This window comes from Massilia jejuensis (genome assembly GCF_042656795.1).
GTDB classification, from domain to species: domain Bacteria; phylum Pseudomonadota; class Gammaproteobacteria; order Burkholderiales; family Burkholderiaceae_D; genus Telluria; species Telluria jejuensis.
Genome location: NZ_JBHSMS010000023.1, coordinates 417785 through 427795, shown reverse-complemented (window position 1 = coordinate 427795; position 10011 = coordinate 417785). Strand labels below are relative to the sequence as shown.

The 10011-nt window shown below is 64.4% G+C and carries 9 protein-coding genes; all 9 read right to left on the bottom strand.

The features are described 5' to 3' along the window. Window positions 1-67: 67 nt before the first annotated feature. The gene (locus ACFPOU_RS07565; RefSeq protein ID WP_379718993.1) at window positions 68-1177 is read right to left on the bottom strand and encodes a tetratricopeptide repeat protein; all 1110 of its coding nucleotides are present in this window, start codon (window positions 1175-1177) and stop codon (window positions 68-70) included. Window positions 1178-1192: 15 nt separating this feature from the next. Beyond that, window positions 1193-2131: a type II secretion system F family protein gene (locus ACFPOU_RS07560; RefSeq protein ID WP_379718990.1), complete on the bottom strand. Its 939-nt coding sequence runs from the start codon at window positions 2129-2131 to the stop codon at window positions 1193-1195. A gap of 9 nt (window positions 2132-2140) precedes the next feature. Beyond that, window positions 2141-3118 carry a type II secretion system F family protein gene (locus ACFPOU_RS07555; RefSeq protein ID WP_379718987.1) on the bottom strand — a complete coding sequence of 326 codons (978 nt, stop codon included), beginning with the start codon at window positions 3116-3118 and terminating at the stop codon, window positions 2141-2143. A gap of 33 nt (window positions 3119-3151) precedes the next feature. Beyond that, on the bottom strand, window positions 3152-4498 hold the full coding sequence (locus ACFPOU_RS07550; RefSeq protein ID WP_379718984.1) for a CpaF family protein: 1347 nt from the start codon (window positions 4496-4498) through the stop codon (window positions 3152-3154). A 17-nt stretch (window positions 4499-4515) separates the two neighbouring features. Then, window positions 4516-5691, bottom strand: a complete 1176-nt coding sequence (locus tag ACFPOU_RS07545) for an AAA family ATPase (protein WP_379718981.1) — start codon at window positions 5689-5691, stop codon at window positions 4516-4518. A 63-nt stretch (window positions 5692-5754) separates the two neighbouring features. Then, entirely contained in the window at window positions 5755-6027 is a 273-nt protein-coding gene (locus ACFPOU_RS07540) for a hypothetical protein (protein ID WP_379718978.1), read from the bottom strand. Between the two features lie 9 nt (window positions 6028-6036). Further along, window positions 6037-7581, bottom strand: coding sequence for a type II and III secretion system protein family protein (locus tag ACFPOU_RS07535; RefSeq protein ID WP_379718975.1), 1545 nt, complete (start codon window positions 7579-7581; stop codon window positions 6037-6039). 25 nt (window positions 7582-7606) lie between these two features. Next, window positions 7607-8467: a Flp pilus assembly protein CpaB gene (gene cpaB / locus ACFPOU_RS07530; protein ID WP_379718972.1), complete on the bottom strand. Its 861-nt coding sequence runs from the start codon at window positions 8465-8467 to the stop codon at window positions 7607-7609. Then, window positions 8464-9900 (bottom strand): ATP-binding protein, encoded by a 1437-nt coding sequence (locus tag ACFPOU_RS07525; protein ID WP_379718968.1) that lies wholly within the window; start codon window positions 9898-9900, stop codon window positions 8464-8466. Before ACFPOU_RS07525 ends, cpaB begins: the two co-directional genes overlap by 4 nt. Between the last annotated feature and the right edge of the window lie 111 nt (window positions 9901-10011).

The following is a 10011-nucleotide window of genomic DNA, read 5'->3' as shown; positions in this document are numbered from 1 at the left end:
CAGTTCGGCTCATCGCCTTCTGACCTCCTGGACTCAATTTCGTTCAGTCAGACACACCCTAGCGCCCTCACGGCGCCTTCGGGGGCATCTCGGCCGCTGCCAGGACTGCATGAGCTTGCGGTACCGGGCGCAGCACCAATTGCCCGTGCGCCAGATCCTGGCCCAGCACGAGACGCAGGTCGCTCGGCTTGCAACTGTCGACCTGGACGATCTGGACCGGATCAACGCGGCCGCTACGGCGCTCGCCCAGGCGCGCTGCCAGCTGTTCGGCTGCGGCGCGGAACTCCGCATGGTACTCGATGCGGGTGCGCCGTACCTGGAAGCCTTTTTCATTGCTCAGCCGCGTCAGCTGCATGCCCTCGCCCACGACCTGGCGCGACAGCGAGCGCGCCAGGCCGGTGACGCCATTGCCATTGCGAATTTCCAGCAACACGAGATCGCGCCGGGCGGGCGGTGTCGGCTGCGGCTGCGGGGCACTCTGGGCCACCGCGCGCTTTGCCGGCAGACGCAGCAATTCGAGCGTGCCATCGGCGGCGGTGCGGATCTCGGTCGCCGCCCAGCCGGTATCGGGCCGTTCCGGACGCGCCACCGCCGCTTCGATCGCGGCCACCGCCGTGCCGCCGGCGGCCGCATGGTCACCCCGGAAATCGTGATTGCGCAATGCTTCGGCCTGGCGGAACATCAACGCCGCGCGTTCGCCATGGCCAAGCCGGCGCAGGCTTTCGCCCAGATTATTCCAGGCGCGGTGGTCGAGCGGATCGAGTACACAAGCCTTTTCCAATACGGTAACGGCGTTGTTCAGATCGCCATTGAGCAAGTAGGCGTAGCCGAGGTTCGCGAACAGGTAGGCACCGCCAGGCCCTGCGCCGGGTGCCAGCTCGTCGGTGAGGGCGCGCCAGAGGGGAATGGCGTGGACGAAATCGCCCTGGCGCGCAAACGCGGCCGCCAGGGCGTTGCGCGCGCCGACATGGCGCGGCGTGGCCGCCAGGACGGTCCGGTAGGCCGCGATGGCTGCGTCATAGCGGCCAGCCAAATGATGCTGGCGCCCCTGATCGTAGGCGCGCTCGGCCTCGACAACAGGCGCGCCGACGGGCTGGCGCGCGACGTCGGCGCAGGCGAGCAATAGGGCACTGGCACACAGGACCGACATTTTCTTCAATATGCGGCGGGCTTGCATGGGATTCTCCTTGGGTCAGGGCGCGCCATTGACGGCGGAAAGTGTACGGCCCAGCTGAATGCCTGCCGGCCCTAGCAGCACCATCAGCAGCGTCGGAAAAATGCAGCAGATGAGGGGAAACAGCAGTTTCAAGCCGATCTTGGCTGCGCATTCCTCTGCCAGCAGGCGCCGCTTGTTGCGCAGGTTTTCCGAATATACGCGTAAGGAATCGCCGACGCTGGTACCGAAACGCTCAGACTGGATCAGCATCGCCACCAGGGTATCGACGTCGTCGATGCCGCTGCGCAGCGCGAAATTACGCAAGGCCCGCTCTTTGCTGAAGCCGGCGCGCATTTCCATCAAGACCAACTGCAACTCCTGCGCCAGCGTCACGCTTTTGATATGGATCTCGCCCGCGACTTTCACGAAAGCGCGCTCCAGGCTGAGGCCGGCCTCGACGCAGACCGTGAGCAGGTCCAGCGCGTCGGGCAGGGTTTCGAAAATCTCACGCTGGCGGCGCCGTGCGATGTGACCCAGGCTGACGTTCGGCGTGTAGTAGCCGACCGTCGCCGTCAACAGCAGCAGGAACAAGAGCTGGAGACCGGACAGCACGATGACGGCCGTCGCAACCAAGAGACCGATTACGGCGGGGCCAAGCAGCGCCAATACCGTTTTGGCAGCGAAAAACAAGGTCGGCGCAGCCGGGTTGCGCCAGCCCGCATTCATGAAGCGGGTGCGCAGTGCCGATTTTTCCCAGCCTTCTTCCGGGATCGACAGTTTGGTCAGCGGCTGGGTAACTTTCGCAACCCGTTCCACCCAGCCGTCGGACTCGAGCTGGGTCGTATCGGACTTGCCGATGAAACGGCGCAGCCGGGTGCGTAGCGCTCCCGGGGCGAATAACAGCATCGCCAGCCAGGCCAGGGCGCAGACGATGGCGAAGACGATCAACAAGAAGGATAATTGTGCGGCATTCACGGCAGCTCCTCAAATGCGGATTCGGATGACCCTGCGCAGCCAGACGACGCCAACCAAGATCATGCCGGCCGCGTACCACAGCAGGCGGATACCGGTCGGGTCGGTCCATAGCAGACTGACGTATTCCGGATTGAGCACGGTCAGCGCCAGCATCACGACAAACGGCAGCAGGCTGAGAATCCAGGCCGACATGCGACCCTCGGCCGACAGCACGCGCACCTGGGCTACCAGTTTCAGGCGGCTGCGAATGATGGTGCCGATGTTGCCGAGAATTTCGGCCAGATTACCGCCCGACTCGCGCTGGATCAGCACGGCGATGATCAGGTAGCGTAGGTCGGTAAGCGGAATGCGCTCGGCCATGTTGTGCAGGGCTTCGCCCATCGGCACGCCATAGTTGATTTCCTCGCGCGCGACACGAAATTCGCTGCTCAGCGGCTCAGGCAACTCGTTGCCGACGATCTGCAGCACGTTTGTAAACGAGTGCCCGGCGCGCAGCGCGCGGGCGATGAAATCGGCGGCATCGGGCAACTGGTGCTCGATGCGGTGCAGGCGCCGTGTGCGGGCGCGCCGTATCAGAAAATACGGTAATCCAAGCACCGGCAGCGCCAGCACGATGCGCAGCGCCGATGGCAGCGGCAAGAGCGCGCTTGCCATGAGAGCGAACACGAAAGCCGCCAACGAACAGCCGAGGAAGCGTTCGACCGTTAATTTGCTGCCGGCCTGTACCAGCAAGGCATCGAGCTGCTGCAGAGGGGATATCCGGTGCAACAGGTGATCGACACCGTCATGCGCGCTGAAACGGCGCTGCTTGAGAATCGAAATGCGCTCGCCGGAGCGCCCGATTCCGCCCGACATGACCTGCAGCCGGCGCGCAATGCGCTGGGCAGCCTTGCCATGGGTGCTCGACCACCACAGATAGACGCCCTCGATCAGCAGGATCACAGCGGCAAACAGGAAGACGGTGAAGCTGTAGAAAAGCAGATCCATGGCGCGGCTCCACTGCAGGCATGGCCTGCGGGTTCATTGGAAAATGCGGTCGGGGTCGAAGGTGTTGTCAGGCATCTCGACGCCGTACATCTTGAGACGATCGGCAAAGCGCGGACGCACGCCGGTGGCGGAGAAATGTCCGAGCACCTTGCCGTCGCGGTCGACCCCCGTCTGCTCGAAATGGAAAATCTCCTGCATCGAGATGATGTCGCCTTCCATGCCCGTGATTTCCTGGATGCTGACCAGTTTGCGGCCGCCGTCGATCAGGCGCGAGGCTTGCACCACCACCGTCACCGCCGAGCAGATCTGCTGACGGATCGCACGCGGCGTCAGGCTCACCCCGGCCATGCCCACCATGTTTTCCAGGCGCGACAAGGCATCGCGCGGGGTGTTCGAGTGGATGGTCGCAAGCGAACCTTCGTGGCCCGTGTTCATCGCCTGCAGCATGTCGAGCGCCTCGGGGCCGCGCACTTCACCCAGGATGATGCGGTCCGGCCGCATGCGCAGCGCGTTCTTGACCAACGCGCGTTGCGTGACCTCACCCTTGCCCTCGATATTCGCCGGACGCGTTTCGAGGCGCACCACGTGCGGCTGGCGCAGTTGCAGCTCGGCCGCATCCTCGATGGTGACGATGCGCTCGTTGGCGGGGATGAAACCCGACAGCAGGTTGAGCAGCGTCGTCTTGCCGCTGCCAGTACCGCCCGAGATCAGGATATTAATCTTGGCGATACCGAGACCTTGCAGCACCTTGACCATCGGCGGCGTCACGCTCTTGTACTCGAGCAGGTTTTGTACCGTGAGGGGCGCGGCGCTGAAACGCCGGATCGACAGGATCGGCCCGTCGATGGCCAGCGGCGGAATGATCGCGTTCACGCGCGAGCCGTCCGGCAGGCGGGCGTCGACCATCGGGCTCGACTCGTCGACGCGCCGGCCTACGCGCGAGACGATCTTCTCGATGATCTTCATCAGGTGCGCGTTGTCGTGGAAGGCAATGTCGGTCATTTCCAGCTTGCCGTGACGCTCGACGTAGACGCGGTTGGCCGTGTTGACGAGAATATCGGACACGGTCGGGTCGTTCAGCAGCGGTTCGAGCGGGCCGAAGCCGAGCATCTCATGCTGGATGTCGAGCACGAGATTGTGACGCTCGTGCTGGTTCAGGACGATGCGCTCTTCCTCGATAATGCGCTGAATGAGCAGCGCCAGTTCATGCTTGAACTGCTCGGCGGTCAGGCGCTTCAGGCGCTCCAGATCGATCCGGTCGAGGATCATCTGGTGCATCATTTTTTTCAGTTCCTGATAAGCCCCGTTTCCGACTTCGGCCGGCAGTGCCCCGGGCTTGCGATCATCGTCGGAGAGGGAAAGGCGTTCGCGCAGCGACATGGGTTACTCCTTGCAAATCAATAGTCGGCTTCGCCACGGCCGAACAGGCGGTCGAGCAAGCCACGGGTTTCCGGGGCGCGTCGTGTGGTAACCAGTTCCACCAGGTCGGCCAGACTGCGCGACGCTCCACTCGTGCGCGACAGCTCGAGGACCGGGACGCCTTGATTGACCGAATCGGTGACGGCGACGTAATCGTTCGGCACGGTATGCATGACCTCGCAGCCAAGCGCGGCGTGCAGGTCCGGCAGGCGCAGGCGGCCGCCCTTTTCGTAGCGGTTGACGATCAGGCGGATCGTCTCGAGCGGGTAGCCGAGCGAACGGAAGATGTCGAGCAGGCGGCGTGCATCGCGGATGTCGGGCAGCGCCAGCTGCAGCACCGGGTAAATCGTGTCGGTGCTGTCGAGCGCACGCAGCGAGACGGCGTCGATCTGGCGTCCGACATCGAGCACGATGTAATCATATTGCTGACGCGCCACGCGCAGGATGGCGTCAATGTGCTCCGGTTTTACTTCCTTCGCTTGCGACGGGTCGTCGGCCGCCGCCAGCACGCCGAAGCCGCGCGTGACGTGTACCAGGCAGGAGTCGAGGAAGGGTCCGTCGATGCGCGCGATCTGCTCGCAGACATTGGACAATGTCATGGCCGGCTTCTGGTCCGACACGTAAAGGGCCGCGTCGCCGAACTGGCCGTGCAGATCGATCAGCAGCACCTTCTTTTCAGCAAGGGTCGCCAGCGCATAGCCGAAATTGGTCGAGATGAAGGTGGCGCCGCTACCGCCCTTGCAGGCGATGAAAGCGAGCACCTTGCCTTCACGCAGCTGGGCGACGCCAGCGGCCGTGGCGATGCGGTCCATCGCTTCATGAAAGGCACGATGCACCAGCGGCAGTTGCAGTACTTCGCGCACGCCGGCGCGCATCGCGCGGATCAGGAATTCCGGTTCATGCTCGCTGGTCAAGAGCATGAACTGGGCTTCCGGATATTGGCGCACCATCCGTTCCAGCAGGTCGGGATCGTCGGAGGCGCCGTCCCGTGCATCGACGATCACCAGGCCTGGCGCCTCCCCCAACGGCCGATCGAGCGCCTCGCGCATCGAGACACGGCTGTTGGCGACGTTCAGCGGCGGCACGCGTGCCGCGCCCTGGGAGGCGAGCTCGGCAAACAGCAGGCTGTCGCGGCTGATCAAAAGGGCTTTCATGACAATCCTCGTGGAGGAACTGGTGTTGTTATTGATGAAGGGAGTGCGTCCGGGTACTGGTCATTACTGGCCGTTGCCGAGTGTATTGAGCAACGGCGCCTTGGCCCCGCTGTCAGGCTGGACAAAGGACTGCTGATAGCGCTCATGCGCGGCGAGCGCCGCTGGCCCATCAATGCCGCTGGCCGGATTGGTGTTTGCTGCAGCGTGTGGATCGACAGTCTGCGCCGCCAGATTGGCACGTACCGAGGCACCGAAATGCTTCTCGAACCTTGGCGCGCTCGAGCAGCCTTGCAGTAGCAGTAGCGCTACGATTGCTGCGATAGTCCTGGTTGTCATTGCCGCCTCCTATTTGAGTTCGAATCCATCGACGCTCTGGCCTGTACGTGCGCTTGGCGCCGGCAGCTTTGCCGCGCTTTCGAGACGTCCCCCAAGCATCAGGGCGGCGCGCGAAGGCGCATCCACGCCATCGGTCGGCAGTGCATAGCCGGTAGCCGTCAGCGGCTTGACGAGGCGCGCCGTGATCACGAAGACCAGCTCGGTCCGGTCTTGCTGGAAGTCGGTACTGCGAAACAGCGCACCCAATACAGGGACCTCGCCCAGCACCGGGAGGCCTTTCAGGCTCGTCACCAGGTTGTTCTTGATCAGGCCACCGATGGCGAAGCTTTGACCGTCGTAGAGCTGCACCGTGGTGCTGGCGCGGCGCGTGGTCACGACCGGCAAGATCGCACCACCGGCAATACCGGTGGCATTGATGCCGATACCTTCGCGCGAGAGCTCGGACACTTCGGGTGCGACACGCAAGTTGATCCGGCCGCCGGCGAGCACCGTCGGGGTAAAACGCAGACCGACACCGAACTCCTTTTCTTCTAGCGTGACCCGGTCGTTGTCCTGCGCTACCGGAATATAGAACTTGCCGCCCGCGAGAAAACTGCCTTCCTGACCACTGATGGCCATGACGTTTGGTTCGGCCAACACACGGACCAGGCTATCCTGGGTCTGGGCATCGATGCCGAGGCGGTTGCCGTTTGGACGCTGGGCCGATAGAGTGCCCTTCGCGGTGCCGCTCAAGAAATTTGCAGCCAGCGTGGCGGCCCAGCTGCCGGACCCGAAGGTCCAGTTCGTACCGGCTTCAAGCTTTTCGAGCAGGCTCTTCGACACTTCGGCCACCTTTACTTCCAGCTGCACCTGCTGCGGCGCTGCCACGGCGAGCAAATTCACCAGGCGCAGGTTGCCATGGCCGGAAGAGCTGGCCGCCGCGCTGCCTGCGCTCGGGGTGAGATCTTTCGGTACCGCGCCCAGCGGACGCAGCGGACGACGCACATACGCGGTCGCCAGCTCGGCGGCGCGGGCGACTGCCGAGGCGTCGGATACGGTGCCGGTCAGCACCAGCGAATCGGCGGCGGCCAGTACGCGGATATCCTTCTCTTCGGGCATGACCGCAGCGAGCGTGGCCTGGAGTGCACTCGGGTCCATCGAAACCGTGATATCGAGCACGCTGCACAAGCCGCTACGGCCCTGGACGATCATGTTAGTGGTGCCGACATCGACGCCGGCGATGTACATCGTGTCCGCCGAGACGAGCATGGCTTGCACGACTTCCGGGTTGCCGACACTGCGGTTCTGGACAGCCTCCGGCAAGCGCATCAGTGTCGATTTACCCATTTGCAGCGCGACCTGCGCCGGGCGCGCCGCTTCGCCGCTACAGCGCGGCCCGGCTCCGCTACGCTCGCCGGCAAGGGGTGCGGCATCGGCCTGGGGCGCAGGACGCACCGCATGCGCGGCCCCGGCCAGCGCCAATGCCGCGCCGCCCAGTGCGCATCGACGCAACAAGGAACCCATGCCGACGCGGGAATGAAGGTGGTAGCCGGACGGTTTTGGACTGGTGTTCATGATTTCACCTGACACGGTAAAGGGATCAGAGGCACTCTTGCGAGGAATGCAGGCCATTGATGACAGTGACACAGTTGCGCCGCACGGGTGGCGTCGCAACCCGGTGCACGATTGCCTTGTCGGGACGGCGCGGCGAGGCGGACGGCTTGGATACCACCGGCTTGACGGCCAGTGCCACGACCGGCAGCAAGGTCAGCTTGGTGGCACCCTCGGTCTTGGCCGATTGCGGATCGACCTGGTTGCGCAGCGCCAGCGACAGCGTGCCGACACTGCGCGCCAGGTCGAGCTTCTCGGCCTGTTCCGGCGTGACTTCGAGCGTGACGGCATTGACCACGCGTGGCTTGGTCTCGTCGCGGTTGACTTCCTGAGCCACTGCCAGCACCAGGATGCGCTCGAGAACGATCTTCGAGATGGTTTGTCTGGCTACGCTTGCCTCGGGCCCCGGATCCTTTTCGGTGCTGACGATGATGTCGACAAAATTGCCAGGCAGCGTGAAGCCTGCCACGCCGATGACGTCATTGACGCGTACCGTGATCGCACGCTTGCCCTCGCTGATCAGGGCCGACAGGCCACCGAGCGTGCCGGCCGGCGCAAGTTTCGCTTCGCTGACGGGATCGCCGGCCAGCACGCTGCTCTTGAGCACCCGGCCGGCGAGCTTGCCCGTATCGGTGAAGGCGCCCTTGGGCCTGCTGTCGGCGGGCCACTCGGCCAGCTTGACCATCTCGGGCGTCAGGCGCTGGCCGAGGCTGATGTCGGTCGCGGCGACCGCAATATGTCCGGCGCTGCTGGTCGGCTGCGACAGCAGCCAGCTTGAAGCAAGGATAACGGCGGTCAGGCCGAACAGGATGGCAATGGCCATCACGACAAGGGCACGCTTGTTTTTCATGGTTCGCTTCCTGCGACGTGGCACGAGGCCGGGGCGCTGCCGCTGGGGCACATACTGTTCCACGCCTGCTCCAGGGCAGCGATCGTCAGGCGAGGTTCGGTGCCGGCAAAGCCGGCGAAATCACGCACACGGCTGAGCAGCTCGTGTGGGTAGCACGCCAGCAGCGGCGTACCGCTGCCGCGGTGCAGGCGCGTGACAAGATGCTCGATCACGGCTTCGTCGCAGTCGATACCTTGCAGCCGGCCGGCGCGGCGCAGCAGTGCGCGGTAATGCGGCTCGGCCAGCGGCCCGAGAGCGACCCGGTAAGCGATGCGGCGCAGGAAAGCGGGATCGAACACGCTGCTCGGCGCCAGGTTAGTAACGAACACCAGCATGGCGTCGAATGGCAGGGTCTCGCCACGGCCACCGGCGACCAGACGCGCCGGGCTACCGTCGAGCATGCCGAGCCAGGCCGCGAGCAGCTCGGCCACCGGCACGCGTCCACGCCCGAGGTCGTCGAGCACAAGGATGCCGTTATTGGCCTGCAGCTGCAGCGGAGCATGGTGCAGACCGCTGTCGGCATCGGGATGCAGCGCGAGCATGCTTGCGTCGAGTTCGGCGCCGACATGCACCAACGGACGTTGGCAAATTGCCCAGCGCGCATCGCAGCTGCGCCGTTCCTCCTGTTGGCGGCCGAGTGGCAGCGGTGCCGGATGGCGCAGCGGATCGTGGAATGGAACGATGTGCTCACCGATCAGGAGTGCGTACGGCACCGCCACAGCACCCGGCAGCAAGCGTGCCAGGCTACGCGCCAGGGTCGTCTTGCCGGAGCCGGTCGGGCCATGCAACAGCAGCGGGCGCTGGGCATGCAGGGCGACGCCGAGGAGCTCGCGTAGCGCCGGATCGTGGCCATCGTCCGCCAGCAGTGCCGCCAGTTCTGCTGGTAAAGGACGGTGCGCCGGCGATGACGCCCGCGCACCGTGCGCCCCGGGCTGATGGAATGTCGCGCGGCGCAAGGACTGGCGTTCGACCATTGCGCGATAGGCATCGAGCGTGACCGGTGCCGGCCCGACGTACGGGCATTGTGCCAGGCAGTCGAGCGCGGCGCGCTGGCCGATCGGAGTAAGTTGATAGTGGACGTCGATGTCGGAATCGCCCGACCAGGCAACCTCGACCTGATGATCGACCGTCATCGCGCCCAACACTTCGCGCAGGACGCTGATCGACAAGCGCAGCTTCCCGGACAGCAGCGGCAGCGGCGCGCGGCCGGTCATCTGCAAGGTCTTGAGCACGAGCGTGGACAGCCATGGCAGGGCGAGACCGGTATCGCTGACGGTTCTTGGTTGACGCGGCAGGATCGCGGCGATTTCCAGCTCGCCCGGCGGCATGGCGGGCGTACCCAGTGCAGTTCCGGAAGCAATTCCGGAGGTTGCAGAGGACATCGTTTCACTCATCGTATTTCTCCTTGCATTCACAAGAGAACATTTCCTTGGAATATAGAATTCATTCTAGCGGTCGAGTCTTGTAGGCCATTGAGGCGTAGCAAGCGGTTACCGTCATGGAAG